General features: G+C 67.8%; 21 protein-coding genes and 1 pseudogene. 13 read left to right on the top strand and 9 right to left on the bottom strand.

From position 1 onward, the window contains the following. The 9 genes from AMYHA_RS02480 to AMYHA_RS02440 all read left to right on the top strand — a co-directional run bounded on the left by AMYHA_RS02480 (nt 1) and on the right by AMYHA_RS02440 (nt 7,854). Complete coding sequence (locus tag AMYHA_RS02480; protein WP_034267576.1) at nt 1-852, top strand: S49 family peptidase; 852 nt, start codon at nt 1-3, stop codon at nt 850-852. Nucleotides 853-950: 98 nt separating this feature from the next. Next, nucleotides 951-1,784 (top strand): LytR/AlgR family response regulator transcription factor, encoded by an 834-nt coding sequence (locus tag AMYHA_RS02475; protein WP_034267573.1) that lies wholly within the window; start codon nt 951-953, stop codon nt 1,782-1,784. 6 nt (nt 1,785-1,790) lie between these two features. Further along, the gene (locus AMYHA_RS02470) at nt 1,791-2,300 is read left to right on the top strand and encodes a hypothetical protein (protein WP_034267571.1); all 510 of its coding nucleotides are present in this window, start codon (nt 1,791-1,793) and stop codon (nt 2,298-2,300) included. 21 nt (nt 2,301-2,321) lie between these two features. After that, a complete protein-coding gene (locus AMYHA_RS02465; RefSeq protein ID WP_034267569.1) occupies nt 2,322-4,115 on the top strand; it encodes a sodium/solute symporter in 1,794 nt (597 codons plus the stop codon). 55 nt (nt 4,116-4,170) lie between these two features. Next, the gene (locus AMYHA_RS02460) at nt 4,171-4,518 is read left to right on the top strand and encodes a rhodanese-like domain-containing protein (RefSeq protein ID WP_157362443.1); all 348 of its coding nucleotides are present in this window, start codon (nt 4,171-4,173) and stop codon (nt 4,516-4,518) included. Between the two features lie 3 nt (nt 4,519-4,521). Then, the gene (locus AMYHA_RS02455) at nt 4,522-5,580 is read left to right on the top strand and encodes a DUF4328 domain-containing protein (RefSeq protein WP_051399454.1); all 1,059 of its coding nucleotides are present in this window, start codon (nt 4,522-4,524) and stop codon (nt 5,578-5,580) included. Between the two features lie 73 nt (nt 5,581-5,653). After that, entirely contained in the window at nt 5,654-6,538 is an 885-nt protein-coding gene (locus tag AMYHA_RS02450; protein WP_034267564.1) for a DUF5926 family protein, read from the top strand. A 13-nt stretch (nt 6,539-6,551) separates the two neighbouring features. After that, nucleotides 6,552-7,049, top strand: a complete 498-nt coding sequence (locus AMYHA_RS02445; RefSeq protein WP_034267562.1) for a SigE family RNA polymerase sigma factor — start codon at nt 6,552-6,554, stop codon at nt 7,047-7,049. Nucleotides 7,050-7,062: 13 nt separating this feature from the next. Next, complete coding sequence (locus AMYHA_RS02440) at nt 7,063-7,854, top strand: hypothetical protein (protein ID WP_034267560.1); 792 nt, start codon at nt 7,063-7,065, stop codon at nt 7,852-7,854. A 69-nt stretch (nt 7,855-7,923) separates the two neighbouring features. Here AMYHA_RS02440 and AMYHA_RS02435 read toward each other — a convergent pair whose 3' ends face one another. The 3 genes from AMYHA_RS02435 to AMYHA_RS02425 form a co-directional block, all read right to left on the bottom strand. Beyond that, nucleotides 7,924-8,466 (bottom strand): ferritin, encoded by a 543-nt coding sequence (locus AMYHA_RS02435; protein ID WP_034267557.1) that lies wholly within the window; start codon nt 8,464-8,466, stop codon nt 7,924-7,926. Nucleotides 8,467-8,585: 119 nt separating this feature from the next. After that, nucleotides 8,586-9,812, bottom strand: coding sequence for an arginine deiminase (locus AMYHA_RS02430; protein ID WP_157362440.1), 1,227 nt, complete (start codon nt 9,810-9,812; stop codon nt 8,586-8,588). 50 nt (nt 9,813-9,862) lie between these two features. Next, on the bottom strand, nt 9,863-10,675 hold the full coding sequence (locus AMYHA_RS02425; protein ID WP_157361737.1) for a CPBP family intramembrane glutamic endopeptidase: 813 nt from the start codon (nt 10,673-10,675) through the stop codon (nt 9,863-9,865). Nucleotides 10,676-10,856: 181 nt separating this feature from the next. Here AMYHA_RS02425 and AMYHA_RS02420 point away from each other — a divergent pair, with 181 nt between their 5' ends. Continuing rightward, the gene (locus AMYHA_RS02420; RefSeq protein WP_231104601.1) at nt 10,857-12,617 is read left to right on the top strand and encodes a BCCT family transporter; all 1,761 of its coding nucleotides are present in this window, start codon (nt 10,857-10,859) and stop codon (nt 12,615-12,617) included. Nucleotides 12,618-12,652: 35 nt separating this feature from the next. Here AMYHA_RS02420 and AMYHA_RS02415 read toward each other — a convergent pair whose 3' ends face one another. The 5 genes and pseudogenes from AMYHA_RS02415 to AMYHA_RS02400 all read right to left on the bottom strand — a co-directional run bounded on the left by AMYHA_RS02415 (nt 12,653) and on the right by AMYHA_RS02400 (nt 21,697). Next, nucleotides 12,653-13,480 (bottom strand): DUF2470 domain-containing protein, encoded by an 828-nt coding sequence (locus AMYHA_RS02415; protein WP_034267549.1) that lies wholly within the window; start codon nt 13,478-13,480, stop codon nt 12,653-12,655. A 71-nt stretch (nt 13,481-13,551) separates the two neighbouring features. Beyond that, nucleotides 13,552-14,883, bottom strand: coding sequence for an ATP-binding protein (locus AMYHA_RS02410; RefSeq protein ID WP_231104600.1), 1,332 nt, complete (start codon nt 14,881-14,883; stop codon nt 13,552-13,554). A gap of 66 nt (nt 14,884-14,949) precedes the next feature. After that, a pseudogene (locus AMYHA_RS28335) lies at nt 14,950-15,306 on the bottom strand (AlbA family DNA-binding domain-containing protein); the annotation flags it as partial. A gap of 81 nt (nt 15,307-15,387) precedes the next feature. Beyond that, nucleotides 15,388-20,907 (bottom strand): ATP-binding protein, encoded by a 5,520-nt coding sequence (locus tag AMYHA_RS02405; protein ID WP_034267543.1) that lies wholly within the window; start codon nt 20,905-20,907, stop codon nt 15,388-15,390. Nucleotides 20,908-21,355: 448 nt separating this feature from the next. Continuing rightward, entirely contained in the window at nt 21,356-21,697 is a 342-nt protein-coding gene (locus AMYHA_RS02400) for a DUF4333 domain-containing protein (RefSeq protein ID WP_051399451.1), read from the bottom strand. 227 nt (nt 21,698-21,924) lie between these two features. On the opposite strand from AMYHA_RS02400, the gene AMYHA_RS02395 reads away from it, so the two are divergent. Beyond that, nucleotides 21,925-22,311, top strand: coding sequence for a DUF4333 domain-containing protein (locus AMYHA_RS02395; protein ID WP_034267541.1), 387 nt, complete (start codon nt 21,925-21,927; stop codon nt 22,309-22,311). On the opposite strand, the gene AMYHA_RS02390 is transcribed toward AMYHA_RS02395, so the two are convergent. Beyond that, complete coding sequence (locus AMYHA_RS02390; protein WP_034267539.1) at nt 22,290-22,592, bottom strand: MTH1187 family thiamine-binding protein; 303 nt, start codon at nt 22,590-22,592, stop codon at nt 22,290-22,292. The genes AMYHA_RS02395 and AMYHA_RS02390 overlap by 22 nt on opposite strands. Nucleotides 22,593-22,817: 225 nt before the next feature. Between AMYHA_RS02390 and AMYHA_RS02385 the strand changes: the two genes are divergently transcribed. Together AMYHA_RS02385 and AMYHA_RS25460 are read left to right on the top strand one after the other, a co-directional pair. Continuing rightward, nucleotides 22,818-23,429: a hypothetical protein gene (locus tag AMYHA_RS02385; protein WP_034267536.1), complete on the top strand. Its 612-nt coding sequence runs from the start codon at nt 22,818-22,820 to the stop codon at nt 23,427-23,429. 63 nt (nt 23,430-23,492) lie between these two features. Further along, nucleotides 23,493-25,310, top strand: a complete 1,818-nt coding sequence (locus tag AMYHA_RS25460) for a hypothetical protein (RefSeq protein WP_051399450.1) — start codon at nt 23,493-23,495, stop codon at nt 25,308-25,310. Nucleotides 25,311-25,490: the final 180 nt, after the last annotated feature.

Raw genomic sequence — 25,490 nt, 5'->3', positions numbered from 1 at the left:
ATGAGCGTCACCGACAAGCTGACATCCCGCCTGCCCATGATCGCCGACCATCGCGACAAGTCCGACGTCGTCTCCGTGGTGAAACTGCACGGTGTGATCACGCCGCACAGCACGCCGTTCAGCAGGGGAACGCTCAACATCAACTCCGTCGAGTCAGCGCTGACCAGGGCGTTCGGCCACGACAAGCTGCAGGCCGTCGCGCTGTTGATCAACTCGCCGGGCGGCGCGCCGACGCAGTCCGGCCTGATCGCGGAGCGCATCCGCGAGCTGGCCGCCGACAAGCAGGTGCCGGTGCTCGCGTTCTGCGAGGACGTCGCCGCGTCCGGCGGCTACTGGCTGGCCTGCGCGGCCGACGAGATCTACGCCCACCGGACGTCGATGGTGGGCTCGATCGGTGTGGTCAGCGGCGGCTTCGGCTTCAACCAGTTGATCGAGCGGTTCGGCATCGAGCGCAGGCTGTACACCGCTGGCGAGAACAAGCGCAGGCTCGACCCGTTCCAGCCGGAGGACCCCGCCGACGTCGCCTGGCTCAAGGGCATGCACGAGCAGCTGCACCAGCTGTTCGCCGACTGGGTCCGGGAGCGACGCGGCAGCAAGCTCGCCGAGGAGGCCGACCTGTTCACCGGCGACGTCTGGCTCGGCGCGAAGGCGGAGGAACTGGGCCTTGTCGACGGCGTCGGCACGCTGCGTGAGGTCGTCGGCAAGCGGTTCCCCGACGCCGAGATCACCGTGGCTGAACCGAAGAAGCCGCTGCTCGCGAAGCTGGGGCTGGGCGCACCGGCCGCCGCTGGCGCCAGCGCGCTGCTGCACGCGATCGAGCAGCGGACAAGCTGGTCCCGCTTTGGGTTGTAACTGAACGTGACAGGCAAGGCGAGCGGCGCCGCTGTGTTTGTGGTGCGGACCGCCGCCACCCAGATTCCCTCTGGACATTGCCTGCGGCACTAGGCAGGATGCTTGTTACTGTGAGTACGCAAGACAACACCCGGAGGCTCGTCGTCCTCGCTGTGGACGACGAGGAGCCCGGCATGGAAATGCTGACCCATCGGCTGGAGAACAATCCGCACGTCGGCAAGATCTTCAACGCGGTGGACGCTTCCGAGGCGCTGCGGTTCATCTCCTACGGCCATCCGATCCTGGAAGAGCGCAAGGCCAGCGGCTTGCCGCCGGTCGACGTCGTGTTCGCCGACATCCACATGCCCGGTCTGACCGGCATGGAGATGGCGCGCGTGTTCGCCGCGCTCAACCCTGCCCCGCTGCTGGTGTTCGTCAGCGGTCACACCGACGAGGCGGTCAACGCCTTCGACCTCGGCGCGGTCGACTACATCCTCAAGCCGTACGAGCAGCCGAGGCTGGACAAGTCGATCGACAGGGTCCTGGAGAAGCTGCGGGAACGTGTCGAGGACAGCAGCGGTGCCGCCGAGCAGTTGGTGGCCGGCGACGACGAGGTCATCCCGGTTGAGCTGGCGGGCACGACCAAGCTGGTCCAGCGCAAGGATGTGCAGTGGGTCGAGGCGCAGGGCGACTACGCCCGGCTCTACACCATGGACGGCTCGTCGCACCTCGTCCGCATCCCACTGGCGCAGCTGGAGGAACGCTGGGGCACGGCGGGCTTCGTCCGAATCCACCGCTCCTACTTGGTCGCACAGCGGCTGATCACCGAACTGCGCATGGGCCAAGGTGGCTACCAGGTCGTCATCGGCAACGGGGAGAAGGTGCTGCCGGTCTCTCGGCGGCACACCCGTGAGCTGAAGGACCGGCTCACCGGCGGCGTGAGGAACGGCTAGGCAGCCATGTCCGACGGAGCCCATCGCAGACGAGTGCGCAGCCCCGATCCGACGCTCGGCAGGAGCAGGCCGTCGATGCGGCCGGTGCGGCCCGCGACGGTGGAGCGGGTGCCCCGCACCCCCACGCACATGAAGGGCGAGGTGGACCAGCCGACCAAGCCGAAGCGGCAGCGGGTGGTGCTCGGCGGGCCCGAGGGCATGCCGGTGCCGTCGCTGCGCTCGCGGATGGAGCTGGCCGAGCAGACCAGCTGGGGCGAGATGCTGATCAGAGATCTGATCAACGCGCTGCTGCGCTGGAGCACCGGCTTCGCCGCGATCATCGTGCTGCTCCTCGGGGGCCTGCCGCTGCTGTTCTGGCTACTGCCGGACGTCGCGTCATTCACCGTTGTGGGTGTCCCCATGGCCTGGCTGATTTTGGGAGTCTTTGTGTCTCCGGTGCTGTTCGTGCTCGGCATCAGCTACGAACGGCTATCGGAACGGCACGAGCGAGAATTTGTCGACATGATCGAGAGCTGACTGATCGAGATTGACGCGGCGATGACAGGTTGGGAGATCTCGGCGGCCACGGTAGCGCTCGTCGCGGTTGTCACCTTTTACCTCGGTCGTCGGTCATCGACCCTGCACAACGCCGCGCAAGACTTCGACATGGCGCGCCGCACCGTCCGGTCGCGCCGCAACGCCGCCGCCGTCTCCGGCGAGTACCTGTGCGCCGCGTCGTTCCTCGGCATCGCGGGCGCGATCCTTACCGACGGCGCGGACGCGCTGTGGTACCCAATCGGCTTCACCGCCGGATACCTGGTGCTGATGCTGTTCGTGGCGGCCCCGCTGCGACGCAGCGGCGCCTACACGCTGCCCGATTTCGTCGAGGGCAGGCTCGACTCGCATGGCATCCGCTGGTTCGCCAGCCTCATCACGGTGCTGATCGCGCTGCTCTACCTTGTGCCGCAGTTGCAGGGTGCGCAGCTCGCGGTAACGACCCTGCTGCCGCTGCCGGACTGGGCGGGCCCGGTCGCGGTGATCAGCGTCGTGCTGCTGACCGTGCTCGGTGGCGGGATGCGAGCGACGACGCTGGCGCAGGCGTTCCACTACTGGCTCAAGCTGTTCGCCATCGCGGTGCCGACGCTGGTGCTGTGCGTGGTGTTCATCGGCGCGGGAGGTAAGGGCACGGCCGCTGGCCTGGCGGACACCGCCCCGCCGACACTGCCGCAGGACACGACGGTCAGCGTCGACACCCCGGTTGAGCTGCAGGTCAGCACGCCGACGACGTTGTACGCGGACGGCGTCGTCGACGGCGCACCAGCCCAAGGCGAGGTGCTGTGGTCGGCGGAGGTGCGCCACCAGGTCGCCGCGGGCACGACGCTGCGGTTCGACGCGGGCACCCCGACACCGGTCGTGGTCGGCGCGCCAGCGGACAACGCCGACTGGCTGGCGCCCGGCGGCAACGACACCTGGGACCTGTTCGGCACGTACTCGCTGCTCACGGCGTTGCTGCTGGGCACGATGGGGCTGCCGCACATCCTCGCCCGCTTCTACACCAACCCGGACGGCAGGGCGGCCCGCCGCACCACGCTGCACGTCGTGCTGCTGATCGGACTGTTCTACCTGTTCCCGGTGCTACTCGGCGCGCTGTCCCGGCTGTACGTGCCGCAGCTGCTCGTCACCGGCGAGACCGACGCGGCGGTGCTGCTGCTACCGACGTCCGTGCTGCCTGGCATCGGCGGACAAATCCTGGCCGCCGTGATCGTGGCAGGGGTGTTCTCCGCGTTCCTCGCCGCGACGTCCGGGCTGGTGCACAGCGTGGCCGGGGTGGTCTCCGCCGACCTGATGCCGGAGCGGCTGCGGGACTTCCGCGTCGCCGCCGTGCTACTCGCGCTCACCGCGCTCGCCGTCGCGCTGCTGCCGAGGCAGCCGGACATCGCGCACAGCATCGCGATCGCGTTCGCGCTGGCGGCGTCGACGTTCTGCCCGGTGCTCGTGCTCGGCATCTGGTGGCGCGGGCTGACCGCGAAGGGCGCGGCGGCGGGCATGTTCGTCGGCGGGTTCGCGGTGCTCGCCGCGCTCGGGATGGACATCGCCAGCGACTACACCGGCGACTGGGCGCCGGTCCTCGTCGAGCGGCCCGCACTGCTGACGGTGCCAGCCGCGTTCCTCACCACCGTGCTGATCAGCCTGGCGAGCAGGGAAACGAAGTCCGCCACGGTCAACAACTTCATGCTGCGGATGCACGCGCCCGACCGGCTCGGCTTCGTCACCGACGCCGCGATCCCGCGCTACGGCCGCGCCGAGGAGCGCGTCCGCCTCGGACAGGGGCACGGCCGCCACCGGCGGTGAGGCCCGCCGCAGCTCACGCGCAGGCAACGGGTGTCCGTGGCACCATCGGGGTGTGCTGTTCGCAGAAGACGTACCGACCGCATCGGTGAAGGACCTGCCCGAATCCGACCTTGCGCTGCTCGACGTGCGCGAACCCGACGAATGGCAGGCGGGCCACGCACCCGAGGCGGTGCACATCCCGCTGCGGGACATCCCGGCCCGCATGGGCGAGCTGACCGACTTCCCGGACGACAAGCCGATCTACGTTGTGTGCCGCACCGGGGGCCGTTCCGAGCAGGCGACGGCGTTCCTCAACGCCAACGGCTTCGAGGCGGTCAATGTCGCCGGTGGCATGAAGTCGTGGCAGACCGAAGGCAGGGACGTGGTCGCCGAGCACCCGGACGCCGCGCCGACGGTGCTGTGAGCCATGTCGGGTGCCTGGCAGTTCCAGGGCCCCGGGTGGCGGCAGCCGCCGCCCGGCCCTGCGCGGGGTGGCATCCGGTGGGTGGCGCTCGCGCCGTACCCGCCCGCTACCCGGCGCACGCGGAGGCAGGAGTCCTACACCGGGCCGCCGTCGTATCCAGCGCCGCCGAAGTGGGGTTTCCCGAACCTGATCTGGCGGCTGCCGACGAGCGTGCCGGGCACCGCGACCACCAGGCAGAACCCGGCTGACGCCCAGCGCGCCACCGGTATCGCCGCGATCGTCGTGCTGCTGGTGCTCGCGGCGTTCACCGCGTTCGCGGGCGGCACCGAGCTGTGGCGCTACGCATTGCTCGTCCAGAGCAGGGACACCGCGCTGAGCGCGAGCGCGGTGCAGGCGTCGGACACCCTCGTGGTGTGGGTCTACCTGGCCACGGTGCCGTTGCTCTCGCTGGTTGCCGTAAGCCTGACGTTCGCCTGGCTGCTGCTCGCCCGCACCGCCGCCGCATGGCGCTCCGGCTACGAGCCACCCCGGTCGGTAGTCAGCGTCATTCTGCGGATCTTCGCACCGTGGCCAGCGGTCGGGCTCGCGCTCGGCCTACTGTGGCTCGTCGCGACGCTGGCGCCGGCGACGGAACAGGTGATGGAGACGCTGATGCCGGTGGCCGCGCTCGGCGTGCTGCTGGTGACACTCGTGCTCGCCGGTCCCGTCGTCGTCGAGTTGGAGCACGCCGCGCTCGGCAACGGCCCAGGCACGCCACGGCCGTCGCGGCTGGCGCTGGTGTGGTGGGCGGCATGGGTCGGCAACGGTCTGCTCGTCGCATTGACCGCTATCTGGCGCACTCGCGATGGTCTGCAACAACAGGCCGACGCCGTGGTGCTGACGGCGCTCACCGACTTCGTAGCCGCCATGCTCGCGGTGCTCACCGTGCTGGTGATCAGGAGGGTGATGGCGTTGCTCGAGCCGGGCTCACGGCGTTCGCGGCGGCAGTTCCGGGTGGTGGGCGTGCGCGGTGCGCCCGAGCCGGAGCTGCGAACGACGCGCCCAGCGGGTGCGCGCAGGTAGCTGCCCGGTAGCGTCACGCGTGGGCGGCCTGCCCGAACACGATCGTGATGACGACTTTCCGAGGAGGACGGACGTGGGCAAGGGTTCCCGCAAGGCACGGACGGCGCGCAGGGCAGAGAACAAGCGTCGCAAGGTCAGGGACGTCTTCGTCGGCAGGCCGTTCGAGGGACTCGCCGCCGAGCCGGAGCTCATCGCGCTCCGGGAGTTCGTCCCATCCGCGACCGCGCCGCTGACGCTGGCCGAGCCGGGCGACACACAGGTCACGCTGGCGTCCGTGCTGCCGGGCGCCGCCGCCGCGATGGTGCGCGCCGATGGCGAGCGGTTCGTCGGATTGCAGGTACAGACTCGGTCGTCCGACGTGAGCAGGGACATCGGCCGCTCGCTGCGCTGGGTACTCGACGCGGAGCCAGGCGCCGTGCTCGCGGCGCCGGATACGACGAGCGAGCCCGGCGAGAATGAGCGGCTGCAGGATCTCCTCGCCCCGGACGCTGAGCTCGAGCCGGAGCTGCACGAGGACTTCTCATGGTGGATGGATTCCGACACCGAGCCGACCGGTGAGGTCGCGCTCTCGCTTGAGCGGGCCAACGCGGCGATTCAGCCTTCCGAACGCATCGGACCCGCCGCGTACTGGGTTCACGCCGGGGAGAAGGCGCACCTGCGTTGGGTGCGGCAGGAAGACGAGAACGACGTCCTCAAGGCGCTTGCCAGGCTCTCGGTGCGTCATGAGCTGGCGCTCGGCGAGGACTCCCGGTACGCGGGGTCGTTCCGGGCGCATGGCCTGCTCGTCCCCGTGTGGGACCTCGACCCCGATGCGCATCCTCGGGAGTGGGTGGAGCCTGCCAAGCAGCTCGGCGCGCGGCTGGAAGAGTCGCTCGCGAGCCTGGCGGACCAGCCGCTCGACGCCGCGGAACGCCGCGCGCGGGATGGCTTGATCGGCCGCCAGTTCACGCTCCGCTGACCAGGAGGTTTCGGTGGGAAACGACCTCGCGGACTTCGGGGAGTTCGTCGAGGCCGAACTGCCTGGACTGTTGCGCTACGGCTACGTGCTCACCGGGAATCCGCACGACGCCTCCGATCTCGTGCAGACCGTGCTGGAGAAGGTCGGCTCGAAGTGGCCGAGTATCCGGCGGAAGACGTCCGATCCTGTCGCCTACATCAGGCGGTCGATGGCGAATGCGCACATCAGCAGGTGGCGGCGCGTCAAGCGGGAGCGGCTGGTCGCTGAAACGCCGGAACAGCACGGGTATACCGAGGCGGACCCGTTCGAGCACGAACCGCTCGTCCGTGCCGTACGGGAATTACCACCGAGGCAACGTGCGGTCGTCGTGCTGCGTTATTACGAGGGACTCTCCGAAAACGAAATCGCGGAGGCGCTCGGAATCAGCACGGGAACGGTGAAAAGCCAGGCAAGCAAGGCGATATCGACACTTCGGACAAAAGTAGCGGACCCGGTTGAGAGCGACGGATGAAGGGAGGCCGGGCGTGAACCAGCATGACGACACCGAATTCACCGACGGCCTGCGCGCGTCGCTCTCCGATGACCGGTTCGCACTGCGGCCTACGGCCTCAGCGCGGGAGTCCATCGTGGCAGCCGCACGCAGGCGGCGCAGACGTCGGGAGGTCGGCTACGCCACCGGCGGCTCACTCGCCGTCGCTGGCGTGTTGCTCGGCGGGTTCCTGCTGGTAAGCCCGCATCAGCCGGAGGAGGGGGCGACGCTCGCCGAGGACGCGCCATCGACGTCCCAGCCGCCCGGCGCTCGCGCGGAAGCGCGTGCCGAACCGGGACCGCCGAGTGACGCCGCGCCGATGGCCACCGGCTCCGACCGGGTGACCAGGCAGCGGATGGCGCCCGTGCCCGACGAGGCAGCGGAGCGGACACACCTCGGCCCGGACGGATACCGCTCGCTCCGGCTCGGCATGTCCTACGACGAGATCCGCGAGACCGGCATGCTCGCCGACCCGGACGCGCCACCGCCGAGGGACTGCGTGCGCTACCGGCTCGCGAAGGACGACGTCGCGGTGCGCGCCATCCTGGTGTCCGAGAACGTCGGCCTCGCTGCGGTCGTCGCGAACCGGGCGAGCACACCGGAAGGCATCGCCGTGGGCTCGACCCGCGAGCAGCTGGAACGGGCTTACGACGCGACCGAGGCCGACGATCCCGCGCAGTATGAGATTCCCACCGGCGCTGGTGGCTACTACCTGTTCCGGGTCGACGACGACCGGGTCAGCGCACTCTCGCTCGTGGCCGACGAACAGGACTGCGGGCTGCCCTGACGAACGTCAGAGCAGCCCGCGGCGGTAGGGATCGTCGCTGGCCGCCGGTCGTGGCGGCCGAGTCGTGCGTTAGAGCGCGCCGCCAGCGACCGGCGGCATGGTCGGGTCGGCGCCGCCGCCGTCGTTCTCACGGTCGAGGAACCGCTCCACCTCGAACATGTTGCCCTGTGAGCGCTTGGCGATATTCAGCAGCGTCGACATCTGCGAGATTTCCTCGACCTGCTCCTTGAGGAACCACTGCATGAACTGTTCGCCGGTGTAGTCGTCGTCGTTGCGCGCGGTCTTGGCCAGTGTCTCGATATCGCTGGCGACCTCCTTCTCCTGTGCCAGCGCGAGCTCGATCAGCTCGACCGGATCGGAGAAGTCGTTGCGGACCTGACCCGTGCCAGGAATCTCGACGTGGTGGTCGGTGTCGAGCATGTACTGCACGATCGCGAGCGCGTGATTGCGCTCCTCGACGGCCTGTGTGTAGAAGCGTTTGGCGAGTCGCGGCAGGTCTTCCTTGTCGAACCACACCGCGAGCGCGATGTATTGCTGCGATGCGTTGAACTCGTTGTGGACCTGCTGCTGCAGTAGCTCGTAGAACTTGGAACGGGGTTCATTCGTGGTCATATTTCGACACTAACCCGATCGCTGAACGCATTTCCACCGCAAATTCGTGAGATACGTCAATTGTGTGTCACATCTTGTTAGGAAAGGGTGTGCTCATTTTAGTTAGGCTTCCCTTTCGCTCATGAATAGCTCTCCCGATGAAAATCGCGCGAAATGGGACACGACATACAGCGCGGCCCACCCCTTCCTGACCCGAGCTCCGACCCCGCGATCGGCAGCACCTCGATGCCAGCCTGCTCCAGCCGTGCGTTGGTCTCGACGTTGCGCTCGTAGCCGACGACGGTGCCCGGCGCGATGGCGAGCGTGTTGTTGCCGTCATCCCACTGCTCTCGTTCCGCGGTGACCGGGTCGAGCCCGGTGTCGATCACCCTGAGGTGGTCGATGCCCATGGCATCGGCGGCGACGCTGAGGAACGGTGCCGGTCCGTCCACGCGCAGGCCGCCGTTTTCGTCGCGCAGCGTGTAGGCGACCAGCTCGTCGCGGGCGAGCGGATACATCACGACGGCGTCGGTGTCGACCATGGTGCACACCGTGTCGAGGTGCATGGTGGCCCTGTGCTGCGTGATCGGCACGGCGAGCACGGTGTGCGCGAGGTTGTCCGCGAACACGGACCGCGCCAGCGACTCGGCACCGGCCGCCGTCGTCCGTTCTCCGACGCCGATCGCGAGCACACCGGGTGCGAGCAGCAGTACGTCACCGCCTTCGACTGGTGCGTGGTGGGAGCCGTACGCCAGCTCGGTGCCCGCGAAGCGTGGGTGGTGGTCGTAGATCAGGTCGAGCAGCGACGTCTCCCTGCGCCGTGCTGGCATAGCCAGCGACGCCACCGCGGCGGCGTCCGCGATCCACACCGACGAGTCTCGGGTGAACAGCAGGTTCGGCAGCGGGTCGATGGCGAAGTCGTGTGGGTGGTTCATTTTCCGTACGAGCGACGCCCCCTCCGCCGCGGGCAACTCCTCGAACGTCATGCCCGCGACGAGCGTCTCCGTGAGTGTCGCGGCGTCCACACTGGACAGGTGGGAGCTGAGGACGTCGGCGAGGTCGGTGCCGAGTCGGCGCCGGTCGACGGCCGTCCGTACGCCAGCGTCATGTGCTGCCGGTTCGGCCAGCGCGGTGCGCAGCATGTCGGTGAGCAGCAGCACCTCGACGCCCCGAGAACGCAGCACGTCCGCGAACTGGTCGTGCTCGTCCTGCGCCCTGGCTACCCAGGGGATCGAGTCGAACAGCAGCGTGTCGTTGTTGCGAGGAGTGAGCCGTTTCAGTTCGGCGCCTGGCCGGTGCAGCAGCACGGTGCGCAGCCGCCCGACCTCACTGTCCACACGGGCCACAGCGGGTTCGGTGTCAGTCATCACCGTGCTGAGCGTAACCGCGCGTGGCAGCGGGCGGCAGCGCATACGAGCTATGGCAACCAGGGCAGTACCGGCTTGAGCAGCGCGTACCCGACGAACGCGACGAAGTCCAGCAGGAAGTGTGCCAGCACAAGCGGCCACACCCGGTTCGTCCGCTGCCAGACCCTGCCAAGGATGAGTCCCATAACGATGTTGCCGAAAAAGCCAGCGGCGCCCTGATACAAGTGATACGCACCTCGTAGCACCGATGAGAGCAGTAGCGACGAGTTCTCGGACAGGCCGAGCTGGCGCAAGCGCGTGAGGAGGAATGCTACGAGAAGGACTTCTTCGGCGAAGGCGTTGCCGAAGGCGGACAGCGTCAGCGTGATCGGTCGCCACCAGGTCGCGTCGAGCAACGACGGCACGACGGCGACGCTGAACCCCAGCTGCCAGCTAAGCAGGTACAACGCCAGGCCAGGGATGCCGATTACGGCAGCGAGGCCGACGCCGATTCCGATGTCGCGGCCACCTATCCGAAGGGGGAGTCCTACCTCGGCGAGCTTGAATCCGGCGCGCCAGAGCAGGTACAACCCCAGTGCTCCCCACCCGATCAGCTGAACGACACCGAGCAGTTGCTTGAGCAGATCGATCGTAGCGATGTCAGCTTGCGGGCGGTGCAGCGCGACCTGCTGGTCGGACAGCGCTCCGGCACGCAGCAGCGATTCGACCAGGGAAAGGAGGCTGCGCAACGCGGAGAGACCGAGCGTGATGGCGAAGACGATGACGACTTCGACCACGATCGCCCTGCGCTGTCCGTTGTCAGTGACCACACTGTGTGATGGCACGGGTGCTGGCGTCAGCCAGTCGCGAAGATTCCTTAACACTGTTTCACGTTCGCTGGTAGAGGAGGTAATGCCTGGTCAGGAGGGTTACAAGCGGTCGGCTCATGCTATCGGAGCCCAGTGAAACCGCAGCTAAGCAACCTATTTGTTATTCCGTCGGTATAGCGTCCGGGCTGCAACGCGTGAGGATTAGCCCGAGCTGCCGAGAGGAAGGATAAGTCTCGTGGCGGAACCGTCAGCTGCTGAGCCCGGCACAGCCGGGCCACAGCCTTGGTACAAAGCAATTCATGGGCCGGTGTTCTGGCCGTCAGCGGTCATCATCGCAGGGTTCGTCCTCTTCGCGGTGATCGCGCCGGACACGGCGAATGAAACCATCACGAATGTTCAGACATTCATTGTCGAGACGGTGGGTTGGTACTACACCATCATCGTCTCGTTGTTCGTGGTGTTTTCACTGTGGGTGGGGCTCGGTCACTACGGTGACATCAAGCTCTCTCCGCAGGATGAGGAAGCCGAGTTCGGCCTCGGCTCCTGGTTCGCGATGCTCTTCGCGGCAGGCATGGGCATCGGCCTGGTGTTCTGGGGTGTCGCGGAGCCGCTGAATCACTTCGCGAACCCGAAGCCGAGCTTGGGGGTGGACGCCGAAACCAACGCCGCGCGGTTCGCGGGTGAAGGCGGTGTCGATGCCACCGGCGGGCCGGTGAGCAACACTGACATCGCCGAGCAGTCGATGGTGCAGACCTTCCTGCACTGGGGCATCCACCCGTGGGCGATCTACGTGGTCGTCGGCCTCGCGGTCGCCTACATGGTGCACCGGAAAGGCAAGTCGATCTCGATTCGCTGGGTGCTCCAACCGCTGCTCGGCGACAAGGTGAAGGGCCCGATCGGGGACGCCGTCGACATCGCGGCGATCGTCGGCACGCTATTCGGTGTGGCGACCTCGCTTGGCTTCGGTGTCACCCAGGTGGCCTCCGGGCTGAGCTTCCTCGAGATCGTTGACGAGCCGAGCGATCTGTTGCTCGTCATCCTCATCGGCGCGATCACGCTGGTGGCGATCGTCTCGGTGGTCACGGGTGTCAAGCGGGGCATCAGGTACCTGTCGAACACCAACATGATCATCGCGGCAGCGATCATGCTGTTCGTGCTCATCACGGGGCCGACGCTCTACCTGCTCCGTGACTTCGTCGAGAACATCGGTCTCTACCTGCAGAACCTGCTGCAGCTGAGCTTCGACACCACCGCCAACGAAGGGGAGGCAGGCGCCACCTGGCAAGGCGGCTGGGCGATGTTCTACTGGGGCTGGTGGATCTCGTGGGCGCCCTTCGTCGGTGTGTTCATCGCACGGATCTCCCGTGGCCGTACCATCCGTGAGTTTGTCGCGGGTGTGCTGCTCGTCCCGACGGCGTTGTCGTTCCTGTGGTTCACGGTCTTCGGCGGCTCCGCGCTGTACCGTGAGCTGTTCGGCGAGGGCGGTCTCGTGACGCTCGACGAGGGCTCGCCCTCGGTGGAAACGGAGGGCTCGCTGTTCAGCGTGCTCGACGCGCTGCCCGGCGGGACGATTGTCATCGGCATCACGATCATCCTGATCGTGCTGTTCTTCGTGACGTCCTCGGACTCCGGTTCGCTGGTGGTCGACATGCTCGCCTCCGGTGGTGACCCGGAGCCGCCGACCTGGAGCCGCGTGTTCTGGGCCGCTATGGAGGGGCTCGTCGCGATCGCGCTGCTGCTGGCAGGCGGACTGGCCGCGTTGCAGATGATGGCGATCGTGATCGCACTACCGTTCAGCGTCGTGATGCTCGCGATGTGCGTCTCGACGTTGAAGGAGCTGCGGCGGGAGCGCGCGATCATGCTGCGTATACAGCGCAGGCAACAGCGTGATGAGCTCACCGAGCACGTCTCGCAGAGCCTGATCGACGATGGACTCGTCGAGCCGAATGGCGGCGACAGTGGCAAGGCCACGACGACGACGAAGTCCTCGCGTTAGGAGCAGTCATTCACCGCGGCCCCCGGTGGCGTTGATCAGCCGCCGGGGGCCGCGCTATGCGCGGCGATGAATGGGCAGCCGACAAGACGTCGCATCTCGTCGGACAGTTGCTGTGGTGTGGCGGCGGGATTCCGGAACGCGAGCCGGACGTCGTGGTCACCGGTGTCCGCCTCCACGCGCAGCCGCAGCCCATACTGATCGAGGCTGAGCGGGCGGATCCTGCCGTGCCGCAACTCGGCGGGCACGTGCCGCGCCAGTGCGCTGACGACGTCTGGGTGCGTGCCCTCCAGATGCCGCAGCCAATAGCGCTCGAACTCGCAGAACGGGTCGGGCTTCGCCTTGGCGAACTGGTGCGGCAGCAGCGGATGGGTACCGTCGCTGTCCGCGAGAACCAATGACGACGGGTGCAAACATGCCATCCGCGCGCCGTGGCCGACGTCGAGCAGTTCGGCGGCTGGGCGCTCCTCCGCGAGCATGATCGCCCGGTGGCGCGCGGCCTTCGACGGCAACAGCCGCAGCCACCCCGTGATCCACAGCAGCCCCCGCGTGCGCTCGCGCAACCCGACCGGTGCGACGTCGGTCAGTTCGAGCAGTACCGGCAGATCGCCGCCGCGCGCGGTCGCGGTCGTGACGACGAGAGGGTCGTTCTCGTCGAGCAGCACGCTCGCGCCGCCGGTGTCGTGCACGTGGCAGAACCGGGGCGTCGTCGCATCGACGGACCCGGTTGCCTCGCCCGTGATCGCGCCGGTCAGCTCGGATGCCGACGCGGGCGCGAGCCTGGCGGGCGCGCGGTGCGCGGCGATCGACTTCGCCTTCGTTTCGGGGGAGGGTGCGGGTGGTCGCCTGCGTACGGTGCTGGTCATGGCGCTCCCTCCTGTTGTTAGGTGAGCCTAACCTTGTCCGGTGGTGGTGGCAAGGCTACGAAGGGAGGGGCTCAGATGCCCGGCAGCGTTTCCTGATCGTCGCCGTCGTCCTTGGCACGGCTCTTTTGGCGTCGTCGATCCGAGGACGTCGGAAACTTTGGGCCGGGACCGTACTCGACCGAGGGTCCGCGCTGCGCTTTCGACGTCTTGGTGAGGATCTCTCGCTCGACCAGGCTGACCAGGATCTGGTTCGCCCTTGGTGTCCCGACGTTGAAGAGGTTGCGCACCGTCGCGTTGGTGATCCGAGAGTATTCCCGCACGTGCGCCATCACGCGCCGGTCGATCTCGTCGGAGGTGTGACGGGCATAGGGTAGAACGCTGGCCAACTGTTTGACGGCGGTTTCGCGGAATCGGTAGTTGGGATGCGCTGCCCTGATTGTCTGCCGGGTCGGTTCGATCATCCCGACACGCTCCGAGGCGAGATGCCGCAACGAGGCCTCGGCTTCGGCCACGCTCTTCTGGAGCAACGGAGCGATCGCGGTTGCTGTCACCGTCCGTGTCGTACACAACCGCAGTAATACGAGCATGGCGTCGGTGTCGTCGCGCACCGACGGTTCCAGCTGCGCCACATATCGCGCGATGTGGACGTCGGGGGCGCCACCGACCAGTGCTACGCGCACCTGCTCGAACGTGGCATCAATGGTGGGGGTGGGCCGCCCCGACCTGATCATTTCCCGATACATTCGATCGACCCCGCGACCGACTTCCTCCGCCAGTTCGAGCGTGCGTACCGCAGCGGTCAGCGCACGGTTTCGTGGCTTCGATGGGTGCGTCAGGATGTTGTCGACCGTGACGCCTGCCACCAGCGGACCAGGTGATACCACCACGAGCACCGATGGCGAGTGCTCGATGACCACGGGTCCGTCCATACGGAAGTCGCGATGAATCAGGGCGTTGCCAATGGCTTCACGAACGGCGAGTTCGGGGAAGTCCTCGATCTGCAACTGCTGGCCATCCGGCAACGTCACCGGAGTCGACTGCCTGCGCAGGCTGATCAGTTCCAGCACGCGGTCGTACACCGTGAGCAGCGGTCCGACTAGGCGCTCGACCGCACGTGGTTCACCTCCGGGCGACTCCCGGTACTGGTAGACCACGTTGGTTCCTTCCGTGCCAACCAGCCGCCGCCCCGCGTCGAGAAGCTGGCCTGCGGCGTCAGCCACACCCAGTGCCCGCAGCAAGTCGCTGTCGGACAACTTCGCCAGTGCGTTTCGCTCGGGTCGCAACGATGCGCTCAATCGTTGCCTCGCGCGCAGCAATGCCGCGCTGTCCACCTCATGCCCGGGAGCAGGGACACCGGACGGGTCGAAGCCCCGGCGCTCCTCGCGCAACCGTTGCTGGGTCACGGGCTCCATCCCCACGCAATCGGTGCCAATCCGATGCGGCGCACGCCCTTTGGTGTCGGAGTAAATGTCGTGGTCAGCGTGCACGGTCACGACCAGCACTCGGTGTTGACGATGGAGCGCGTCATCCACATCGACAAGCAAGCGAGGGCGGCTGTTGTCGTGGATGTACTTCTTCACCTCAGTGGCATCAAGCGTGGTGCCAACGAACGAATCGGGACCGGCTACATCATCATCCAAGCCGAAGATCACGTGCCCGCCTGCCGTATTGGCAAGACACAAGGCAGTCTCGAGCGCTATCCGAAGGGACTCCTTCTTGCTTCTGGCATCCTCCTTGAAATCAAGCCGCGTACCTTCGAGGCTGTCTGGCGTAGCCCCGGCCCATATCTGATCAAGGACTGCATGAACCTGAGCTGACGTAGTCACGAGTTTCTCCCCAGTTTGATAGCGCCCTGCACAAAGTGAAGGGTACTATCAAACTGGGTCGAAACTGCGGCAAGGCGTCATTCAGCGCGTCACGCCGCGCGCGACGGCGTCGATCAGCTCCGGCCGCAACCGCGTGTGGGAGATGATCGCGTCGACCGAGCCGACGTCGACGGCGCGCTGGACACTGTGCACCTGGTCGAACTCTGCGGCGACCTCGCCCAGCTTCTCCGAACGGACGGCCGCCCGCGTCTCCGCCAGCTCGGTCGTCAGCTCTGCCCGCTCGGTGCCGGACGCCGCGGCGAGCCGTTCCTCCAGCGCGCGCACCCGTTCGTCCGCGGCCGTGCGAGCGTTGACCTCGCTGGGGAACACCACCGCGGCCGCTGGCGCGCCGCCGATCACCGAGGCGTACGAGCCCTCCACGGCGAGCACCGTCATGTTCGGGTTCAACGCCTTGGAGAACACCACGAACGCGCCGCCGTGGTAGCGCGAGATCACGCAGAACACGATCGGCCCGTCGAAGTTGACGATCGCGCGCCCGATCTCGGCGCCGTACTCCAGCTGCAGCTTCCGCATCGACTCCGGCGAGCCGTCGAAGCCGGACAGGTTCGCCAGCACGACGAGCGGCCGGTTGCCACTCGCCGCGTTGATCGCGCGCGCCACCTTCTTCGACGAGCGCGGGAACAGCGTGCCAGCCGTGTAGGTGTCCGGCCCGTCGGTCGGCGGGAAGCCCCTGCGCGGCACCGACTGCGACTCGATCCCGATCAGGCACACCGGATACCCGCCGAGGTGGGTGTCGGTGACGACGGCCATCTCCGCGTCGGCCATGCCAGCCCAGCGCTCCAGCAGCGGCTGGTCTGCATCGGCGACCGCGCGCATCAGCGTCCTGATGTCGAACGCCTTCTTGCGTTCCGGGTTCGCGGTGAAGATCTCGCCGACCGTGCGGAAGTCGCTGCCCGCCAGCTCATGCGGGTACGACGAGATGTCCCGGTCGACCGGATCGGACGTTTCGATCCTGCGCGGGCCAGTCTCGCCCGGCACGACGTAGGAGTGCTCGTAGTGCGACAGCAGCACATCCCGTGCGCCGGCCAAGTCGGGTGCCCAGTACTGCGCCTGCCCGTTCGGGCCCATCACGCGGTCGTAGCCGCCGATGCCGAAGTTGTCCTCGGCGGATACGCCGCCGGAGAAGTCCAGCGACTGCTTGCCCGTCAGCACCATAGCGGAGTCCGGCGTCATCACCAGGATTCCCTTGGTGTGCATGAGCATCGTGGCCTCGGCGTTCCAGTACGGCTGCGCGCCGACGTTGATGCCAGCCACGACGACGTTGATCTCGCCGCCGTCCTGGGTGAACCGGACGATGCGCTGCAGCGTACGCCCGACCCAGTCCAGGTTCTCGGTGCCGGAATCCATGGAGATCTTCGCGCCAGCGGACAGGGCGAACCACTCCACCGGTACCCGCATTCGCTCGGCAAGGTTCAGCGCGGCGATCACCCGCGCGCATTCCGGTTCGGATAGTGCACCGAGCGCCGTTGTCGGGTCACCCAGCAGCACCACCCGGGTGACGCCTTCCGGGTACCGCTCGGTCGGCGTGCTGACCACGCCGGTGACGATCGCGGCGGTGTTGTTGCCCTTCAGTCGCTCGACCGGTACCAGCGTGCCGGTGTCGTCCAGGTCGTACTCGGTGAACGCGCCGCCGTCGCCAGCCAGCAGCTCGATCAGCTCGTACGGGTACACCGTGCCGCGCCTGCGCGCCCGCAACACCTTCTGCTGGTAGTCGTCGAGCGGCGTGATCGGCTCCGACGACGGCTCGCCGACCGCGACAGTCACCCCGGTGCTCGCCTCGTACGACACCCGCACCGCGGCGTCGTGTGCCTCCCCGGTGTGGTGGTCGAGCTGCCGCCCGATGAACCGCACCTCCTCGATCCCGGCGCCAGCCGTTGACGGCCCGATGCGCTGCGAGAGCGCCGTCAGCTCGTCCGGCGTCAGTTCGCTCGTAGGCCAGGCATAGATCAGGATCTGGTTGGTGTCGAGCCGGTTCTTCTGCGGGCGCTGCGCTTGCACCTTGCGGATCGCGTCGAGACACGCGGCGAGCGCGCCCTCGGCCGCGGGCAGCGAGACCAGCCTGCCGTCGTTGTCCCGCAGTGGCGTCAGGTCCCGCACCTGCGCCATCGCGACCAGCCGCTCGTCGGACGGGTTGTTCGGCGCGACACACCGGAACAGGTAGACGTCTTCGTCCGCCGACGGCAGCCGGGTGAGATCGAAGTTGCTGAGCCGCTGGAGTTGCAGCCGCTGCGCCACGAGCGGATGGATGCCCCTGATCAGCCGTTCCTCGGTCAGCCCCGTCGTGGACGGCCGGAACGTGAAGTGGTGGTGCATCGTCGGCCCGTGTCCACCGCCAGGGCCAGCGACCGTGGTGGTGACACGCCGCGCCCGTGTCAGCTCGGGTACCTCGCTGAGCACCGCGCGCAGGTCGGCGGCCATCGCGTCGGCGGCGTCCGTGCCGACCGGCTGGTCCTCCCAGGTCAGGTAGATGTCGACGACGAGGTCGGAGGTGCTCTCGGTGTCTGATGCCACCTCGGCGATGGCGCGGACGGCCTTCGGCAGCTGGGTGAAGTCCGTGGCGGTCGACAGCAGCCGCAGCCGCTGCTCATCGAGGTCGAACGACGTCGCGACGAACGGCTGGCCGTCGCGCTCGAAGGAGCGGACTTCGGCCAGCCCACGCGACCGGTAGTAGCGGCGGGTCATGACCTCGAGCAGTGGGCCGAGGTCGCAGCCCTGCCTGCCGATGCGCTGCCCGAGCAGCCGCACCAGCGGCTCTGGGCTGGCGACCATCTCCGTGATCCGCTCGGCGCGATCCGGCGCGTCGGGGTGTTCGTCCAGATAACGCAGGTGCTTGCGGACCCCGGCGTAGACCTCGGCGCGGGTGCGGCGCAACATCGGCTGGGCGAACCAGCGGAACGCGACGCTGCGCGCGAGGTCCCCGACGACGGGGAAGCGCAGCTGGGTGGCCGCGACCAGGTGTTCCACCGCCTCGCCAGCGGTGAAGCGGGCGTCGCCGACCGGCGGCGGGTCGGTCAGCCACTGTCGCAGCACCGTGGTGACGACCTCGACGTCCGCGTTGACTCGTTGCTGCGCCAGGAAGATGCGAAACACCGCCTCCTCGAGCGCATCGGTGCGCTCGAGGTCGTCGACGCCGTAGCGGCTCAGCGCTTGCTTCAGCCGCGAGGTGAACGTCTCCGAGACGCCCGCGCGCTCGACGTCGAGGCTCTGCAGGTAGGTGTGGAAGTACTCGCGCGCGCTGTGCACGCGGGTGTCTGCCTTGGCCTCTTCACCAGCAGGCTTGTTGCGGCTCAGTTCGGAGATGTCCGCGAACAGCTCGAGCAGCTCTGTCTCGGCTGCCAGCCTGCCGTCACCCGCCGCGTCGCGGTCGGCGACGTATCGGCGCAGGACACTGCCGTCGTCGGCGGGGTCAGTGTCGAAGCCGAGCAGGATGCTGCGCATGTCCTCCAGGTGCCGCCGCGCACGGTCGGCGGGAGAGCCGTTCGGCGCGGGTGGCAGCGCGAGGTCGACTGGGGTGGCGGTGGTGGCTGGTGCCTCGTCGTCCTCGGCGCGCGGTTCCAACCGCAGCAACGGCGCGCCGGTCTCGACCTGGCTGCCAGCGGAGACGAAACAGTCCCGCAGCGTCGCGGCGAACGGCGCCCGCAGCACGGTCTCCATCTTCATGCTCTCCAGCACGATCACCGGCGCGCCGGCCTCGACCTCGGCACCGACCTCGACCGGCGTCGCGACCACAAGAGCTGGGGCTTGCGAGCGCAGCACGCCGCCCTCGTCGCGGCTGACACGGTGCGCGGTGCCGTTGACCTCGATCAGGTGTACCGGACCGTGGGTGTGGGTGACGAGGCGGAAGCTGTGCCCGTTGACGATCAGCCTGCCGGTGGCGACGTCGCGCTGACCGTTCCCGCCGGAGCCGTAGCGCTCCAGCTCGGCGTCCACCCTGGTGATGTCGGTGTCGTCGGTGCCGATACCAATGCGGAACCGGTGTGGGCCGGTCTTGGCGACCTTCACCCGGTAGCTGACCCCGCGCAGGCTGAGGTCGATCGCGCGGTCCACCTCGTGCTGCACCTGGGGACGTCCACCGTGTGCGGTGCTGAACAGCCGCTGCCGCTCAGTGCGCTCGGCGTCCTCGTACGCCTCGATCGCCGCGGCGGCCAGCGCGATGCCCGAGTGCCGGTCGGAGACGAGGCCACCCTCGGCGCGCACCCGGTCGATCCAGCCGGTGTCCGCCGTGGCGTTGACGACGTCGTCCTCGTCGAGCAGGTCGAGCAGGAAACTCTTGTTGCTGACGCCACCCTCGATGATGACCGTCGTCTCGCGGATGGCGCGGCGCAGCCTGCCGAGCGCTTCGTCGCGGTCGCGGCCATACGCGATGATCTTGGCGATCATGGAGTCGAAGTCGGCGGGGATGGTGTCGCCGCCGGTGACGCCGGTGTCGACCCGGATGCCGGGTCCCGCTGGCAGGTCGAGGAGGGCGATCCTGCCCGGTGCGGGCGCGAATTCGCGGTCAGGGTCCTCGGCGTTGAGGCGTGCCTCGATGGCGTGGCCTGCCTCTCGTGGCATGTCGCCGGTCAGCTTGCCGCCGGACGCCACGTGCAGCTGCGCTTTGACGAGGTCTGTTCCGGTGGTGGCCTCTGTGATCGGGTGCTCGACCTGCAGCCGGGTGTTGACCTCGAGGAATGCGAACAGCCGCTCGGTCGGCTGGTAGAGGAATTCGACGGTTGCCGCGCCCCGGTAGCCGACAGTGACCGCGAGCCGTTCGGCGGATGTCTTGAGCTGGTGGATCTGGTCGGCGTCCAGCAGCGGACAGGACGACTCTTCGATGATCTTCTGGTTGCGGCGCTGCACCGAGCAGTCGCGCACGCCGAGCGCCCACGCCGTCTCGCCGTCGGAGATCACCTGGACCTCGACGTGCCGCGCGCCGGTGACGAGGCGTTCCAGGAACACGACGCCGCTGCCGAACGCCCGCGCGGCCTCCTCACTGGTGCGCGTGAAGGCGTCGGTCAGCTCATCGTCGCTGGTCACGACGCGGATGCCGCGGCCGCCGCCGCCCGCGGTGGCCTTGAGCATCAGCGGGTAGCCGATCTCCTTCGCGGCGTGGTGCGCGGCGTCGACGTCCCCGATCGGGCCACCGCTCCACGGTGCGACCGGTACGCCGACCTCCTCGGCGAGTTGCTTCGCACCGATCTTGTCGCCGAGCCTGCGCATCGCGTCCGCGCTCGGCCCGATGAAGGTGACGCCGACGCGCTCGCAGAGTTCCGCGAACGCCGGATCCTCCGCGACGAAACCCCACCCGACCCAGGCAGCGTCCGCTTCGGTGTCTTTGAGGGCGCGTTCCAGGACGTCGAGATCGAGATACGGCCGGTTGGCCGCGGGTCCGAGGCAGTAGCTGATGTCCGCCTCGCGGACGAATGTCGCCGTCCGTTCGGTGTCGGTGTAGAGCGCGACGGTCTCGATCGATTCGCCGGTCTCGGCGGCTAGGTCGCGGACGGCGTGGATGAGCCGCATCGCGGCTTCGCCTCGGTTGACGATGACGACACGGCGAAACACCGGTGAGCCTCCTGAGTGGGGACGCGAGTGTGGCGGCCAAAACTGTTCGAGTTGGCCAAATGGAACCGGGACTACAGCGCTGTCGTGGTCAAGCGGGCGATTCCCGCTTCCCATGTGCAGCATGCCGGTTACTAGGCAGTACAGGTATGGCCATTCGCCTCACCGGCTCCCGGCCGCCCGTTGTAGGAACCCCACAAAACCTGGAAGACGACGAGGTCACGACGGTGACGCCCCTCACGTCGCGCACGGCGCTGCGGTGCCTGCCCGCTGCGCCGTGTCCGTCGCTCTCGACGTTGTGTCCTGCACTCAGGACGCTGTGTTCGTCGTTCCGCACGCCGTGTCCTGCACTCAGGACGCCGTGTTCGTCGTTCTCGACGTTGTGTTGTGCGTTCCGGGCGGCGTGTTCCTCGCTCGGACCGCCGTGTTCCCTCACCCGCGTTGGCGGGACCTAGCGAAACGCTTTGTCGTCGACCTGGATGTGGAAGTTGACCGTGCCGCCTTCGATGCCGGTCACCGTGGCGGTCAGGCCGTGGGTTTCGCCGTCTGCGGTGAGAGTGCACCGGATGGACGCGTCGATCGTCGCTTCGAGGCCGTCTTTGCAGGATACGGAGTCCGGGCTCCGGCCAACCGTCTCGGTCAACCGCTCCTTCACGATCCGTTCCACTCGTTCCCGTGGCACCGATGGCGATGTTTCGACGCCACCGCCGACGTCAAAAGTGCATCCCGTGGCGCCGAATCCAGTCAGCGCCAATGCGATAGCTGAGGCTTTCACGGTCCGGGTGATCTGCATGCCGTCCCCCTCGAAGTTGGTTGCGAGCCGAAGAACACCGTAGCGATACGACGTCGCGAGTGCCGGGCATATCGGCAGGAATGAGGAACACAGCGTTGGGAACGTAGGACACGGCGTCGGGAACGCAGGACACGGCGTCGGGAACGCAGGACGCGGCGCACCTGGCACGAGGGCGGCGCTAGTGTGGAGCGCGCCGGAACATGGCGAGCGGGAAGTGAGGATCTGGGATGGTGCGCAGGGGGTTGGTCGTGGCTGCGGCGGTGCTCGCGGGAGCACTCGCGACAAGCGGGTGCGGGACGGGCACCGAGGACGTCATATCCGTCGCGGACCTGGAACACGGCGTCGCGGACGCGCTGCGCAAAGCCAACACCCCGCCCGACGAGTTGGACTGCGACGGTCCGGTGAAGGCACAGATCGCGGAGATCACCAGCTGCACCATGACGGCAGACGGCGTCGACTACGAAGTCGAAGTCGTCGTCACGGCTGTCGAGGGCGGTACCGCGTCGTACGAGATCGAACTCAAGCAGACGGCCGATTCAGCGCCTGCCGACCCGACGCTCACCGAGCCAGAGCCCACCGAGGGATCTCCCAGTCAGGCACCGTCCTCCAAGTAGCGTTCGACGCGCTCCCGCTTCGCCTGCAACTGTCCGGTGTGGCCTGGCCGAACGTCTGCCTTGAGTACGACGCTCACCCGTGGGGCGTGCTGCTGTACCACGTCCGTCGCGCGTTTGACGACGTCCATCACTTCGTCCCACTCGCCTTCCACCAGGGTGAACATGGCGTTGGTCTCGCAGGGAAGTCCGGATTCCCTGACTACTCGCACGGCCTCGGCGACGGCCTCGCCGACGCCGTCGGACTCCCCGCCGAGCGGGGTCACACTGAACGCGACAAGCACGCTGCCTCCTCGACGCTGACAATTCGTCTGCACCCCAAAGTATGGGGATAGACGTGTCCGCGTTGAGTGCCACGCGACGTGTGGATGAAGCAGGTCAAAGTCGATTTGTCTGGAATCGCACTTGATACGGTAAGTCACAAATCGACGTTGGCACCCCTCTAACGGGTGAATCTCGATTGTGGCATGCTGCCGTCACGGGCGTCTGAGTGTGCACGTGGAGGGCCGATGGAATCCGAGAACGAGCTAGCGTGCCACGAGCTGCTGCTCCTGCTCGCGGGTCGGCTGCCAGACGTGGCGCTCTGGCGGTTCCGGGATTGGCTCGGCGAAAGTAAACTCTCCGTGCTCGCCCGGACTTTGCCGAAATCGTTGCTCAGACACGGTATTGGGCTTGATCAGCGCGAACACGCGTTGCTGTCCACCGGGTTGGTACCGCACGGGGCCGACTTCCATCAGGTCAGTTCGACACTGCGCGTAGGCGAGGTCACACTTCCGCGCTACACGTTCTCGGAATCCCCATCGGATTGGGCGAACGCGGCGGACTCGGTGTCCGCGCTACTCGACGCGGCGTTGCGCGGCAGGCCGGACGTCGGTGAGGTGCGAGCCACCTGGCGCCGCGGCGATGGCAGCGAGCGTGGCGAGAAGCGGGTGCTGCTCGTGAGCGCGGTCGCGGGCTGGCCTCGGCTGACCGGCGAACTGCAACGTGTGCTGCGGGTGCTTGGTGACGACGAGCCGAGCATCGAGGTGCTGCCACCGAACTTCGAAATGCCCGAATACCACCGGGAAGCGCTGGCGAACTCGCGCCCCGTCAGCGTGGGTGCGGTCGGAGCAGCGACGTGAGCCTGTCCGCACCACCCGCGAGCTGGAGGGAGAGGTCGCAAGGTGGCAAACCATGAGGGATCAGTGACGTCGGTCCCGCTACGGCTGCACACCGTGCTGCTGGCGCTGGCGGGCAGGATCGATGACGGCGCGCTCGGCCACGCCAGGCAGCTGTCGGCGGCGGCGCGGGTCGATGAGGCCGGTGAACTGATCGCGGGCACGCTGATCGCGGGCGGAATTCCGCTGCGGCCGTCGGAACGGCGTGAGTTCGGTGAGGTCCTCACAGCGAGCGGCGCCGACGTCGCGCTGCTCGACCAGTTGATCGTCAGTGAACACGATGTCGAGCCGCCGCATGGTTTCAGCGCTGAGGACCAGCCGGACGCGGGAGTCGCTGAGGCGATCGAGCCGATCAAGGCTGCGCTGACGGACGTGCGCTCGATCCACGCGGCGTGGCGCACCACCGCCGCGGGAAGGGTGCCTGGCCAGGTGCCGCAGCGCGTCGTGCTGATCGAACTCGGCGCACGAGGCAGCGCGCCAGCGACGGCGCACCTTGTCGCTGCGGCATTGCGCGATGCGGGCATCCGGACCGCTGTCGAGGTGGCGTCCGCTGATGTCCCGTGGACCAACTACCACCAGCACGCGCTCGCCGCGGCAGTAGCCGTGGTTGACGGTAAGGCGAGTGCGCCGGTGCGCGAGGTGCCAGGGCAGAAGCAGGCACCCGCGCCCAGCCAGGAACCGGCGCCGGAGCGTGCTGCCGTATCGGAACGCCCCGCTGAGTCGGCAGGTTTCTTCGCTGCGAAGAAGCCCGCATTCGCGGCGCAGTCGGCCCCGGAGTACAGCAACGGGCACGGCGAGTCCGCGCCAGCCCACGCCGTCGCGACATCCACGGCCGCAGCGACCGGGACGTCGACCCCCGCGAACGGCACGAACGAGACCAGCGCACACACAACACCGCCCAGAACGAATGGACACCACCGTGCGCCCGAGCAGGCCAGCCAGTCGTTCTGGCCACAGCCACAGCCGGTCGCTGAGCAGCCAGCTGAGCCGCCGCGTGCTGAGCGAACTGCCGCACCGGCGCCGACCGGCCATGCCGTCGAGCCACCCAGAAACGATCACGCCGATGAGTCGCCGCGCGGTTACCAGGCTGCCGAGACACCGCGCGCTGACCACGGCGTCGAGCCACCTCGCCATGAGCCACCTCGGCAGGAGAACAGCTTCGCGCCGCCACGTGCTGATTACCCCGGCGCGTCACCTCGCAATGGCCACTCCGTTGAGCCGAACGCCGACCGGCCTGCTGGACCCAGCCGTCATGAGGCCGTTGAACCACCACGCGCCGACCGCGTCACCGGGCTGCAGAGCAATGGCAATGCTCCAGAGCCGCCCCGAAACAGCCACGCCGCGGAGCCATTCCACAACGCCCAGCCAGCCGAGCCTCGCAACGGATACCCTGAGCCGCCGCGCAATGGCCACCATGCGCAGCCGCCGCATAACGGCCATCCGGCGGAACCGCCACGCGCCGACCCCGCTGCCGAACCGCCGCGCAACGACTATCCCGCCGAGCCGCCGAACCATGGCGGCAACAACGTTGTGAACTTCCCGGAATCAGAAGCGGAGAGCACGGCGGAGATGTCCCGCAACGATGCGCAGCAACTGCACCAGGCGTTGCGCGAGGCCGAAGCCGCCGATCGGGGTGCGCCCCAAGCGCACCAACCACCTCAGCCACCTCCACCTCCTCAGCCTCCTCAGCGGGAGGCGGTGGAGCTGCCTGCCGCCGATGCCGAGGCGCAGCTCAGCGACCGGGACCGCGAGCTGTTGCGTGAGCTGCACGCGGAGCTGGCTAAGCGCGAACGGGAGCAATCAGCGCAGGTGCAACTGAACGGCTGGCACCGGCCGGGCAGCTGACAGGCCGGTACTCGCCGGCGATGCTGTTGCCTCGTTTGTCGGGAGTGCCGAACACAGCGTCACGAACGACGAACACGACGTCGGGAGTGCAGGACACAGCGTCGGGAGTGCCGAACACAGCGTCACGAACGACGAACACGACGTCGGGAGTGCAGGACACAGCGTCGGGAGTGCGGGACA

Origin of the sequence: Haloechinothrix halophila YIM 93223 (genome assembly GCF_000504245.1) — a bacterium.
GTDB classification, from domain to species: domain Bacteria; phylum Actinomycetota; class Actinomycetes; order Mycobacteriales; family Pseudonocardiaceae; genus Haloechinothrix_A; species Haloechinothrix_A halophila.
The sequence above is the reverse complement of the archived record's forward strand: the minus strand, read 5'-3'. Positions and strand labels throughout refer to the sequence as shown.

Excerpts from the sequence above, each read along its gene's own strand:
- AMYHA_RS02475 (WP_034267573.1), top strand. The coding sequence starts at position 951 with ATGCTTGTTACTGTGAGTACGCAAGACAACACCCGGAGGCTCGTCGTC.
- AMYHA_RS02470 (WP_034267571.1), top strand. The coding sequence starts at position 1,791 with ATGTCCGACGGAGCCCATCGCAGACGAGTGCGCAGCCCCGATCCGACG.
- AMYHA_RS02455 (WP_051399454.1), top strand. The coding sequence starts at position 4,522 with ATGTCGGGTGCCTGGCAGTTCCAGGGCCCCGGGTGGCGGCAGCCGCCG.
- AMYHA_RS02465 (WP_034267569.1), top strand. The coding sequence starts at position 2,322 with ATGACAGGTTGGGAGATCTCGGCGGCCACGGTAGCGCTCGTCGCGGTT.
- AMYHA_RS02400 (WP_051399451.1), bottom strand. The coding sequence starts at position 21,697 with ATGCAGATCACCCGGACCGTGAAAGCCTCAGCTATCGCATTGGCGCTG.
- AMYHA_RS02435 (WP_034267557.1), bottom strand. The coding sequence starts at position 8,466 with ATGACCACGAATGAACCCCGTTCCAAGTTCTACGAGCTACTGCAGCAG.
- AMYHA_RS02430 (WP_157362440.1), bottom strand. The coding sequence starts at position 9,812 with ATGACTGACACCGAACCCGCTGTGGCCCGTGTGGACAGTGAGGTCGGG.
- AMYHA_RS02480 (WP_034267576.1), top strand. The coding sequence starts at position 1 with ATGAGCGTCACCGACAAGCTGACATCCCGCCTGCCCATGATCGCCGAC.
- AMYHA_RS02395 (WP_034267541.1), top strand. The coding sequence starts at position 21,925 with ATGGTGCGCAGGGGGTTGGTCGTGGCTGCGGCGGTGCTCGCGGGAGCA.
- AMYHA_RS02385 (WP_034267536.1), top strand. The coding sequence starts at position 22,818 with ATGGAATCCGAGAACGAGCTAGCGTGCCACGAGCTGCTGCTCCTGCTC.
- AMYHA_RS02415 (WP_034267549.1), bottom strand. The coding sequence starts at position 13,480 with ATGACCAGCACCGTACGCAGGCGACCACCCGCACCCTCCCCCGAAACG.